General features: G+C 62.4%; 1 protein-coding gene. It reads right to left on the bottom strand.

Annotation, left to right across the window (positions count from 1 at the left end; translation table 11 throughout):
- A partial coding sequence (locus tag D1614_RS28685) for a transketolase-like TK C-terminal-containing protein (RefSeq protein ID WP_497006686.1) occupies positions 1-551 on the bottom strand: 551 nt, incomplete at both ends.

Genomic DNA, 551 nt, shown 5'->3' with positions numbered 1-551 from the left:
GAAGAAGTGGCGCAGCTTCTCGCGGGTATCCGAACGGCCGAAGCCGTCGGTGCCCAGCACCACGTAGCGACGCGGCACGAAGGCGCGGATCTGCTCGGCGAAGGTGCGGACGTAGTCGGTCGATGCGATAACCGGGCCGCGTGCGTTCTTGAGCAGCTTCTCGACGTGCGACTCGCGTTGCGGCTCGGTCGGGTTGAGCAGGTTCCAGCGTGCGATGGCGTTGCCTTCGCGGGCCAGCTCGGTAAAGCTCGGGCAGCCCCACAGGTCGGACTCAACGCCCCAGTCCTTCTTCAGCAGATCGGCAGCGGCAATCACTTCACGGAAGATCGTGCCCGAACCCAGCAGTTGCACGCGCGGTGCATTGCTGTTTTCGACGCCCTTCTTGAACTGGTACATCCCCCTGATGATGTCGGCCTCGACACCCGCCGGCATTTCGGGGTGCTCGTAGTTCTCGTTCATCACCGTCAGGTAGTAATAAACGTCTTCCTGCTCGACATACATGCGGCGCAGGCCGTCTTGCACCACCACCGCCAGTTCGTACTGGAAAGTCG

The sequence above is a fragment of the Maribellus luteus genome (assembly GCF_003576475.1).
Lineage (GTDB): Bacteria > Bacteroidota > Bacteroidia > Bacteroidales > Prolixibacteraceae > Draconibacterium > Draconibacterium luteum.
Note: the sequence above shows the minus strand (reverse complement) of the source record. Positions and strands in the feature narration are given on the sequence as shown.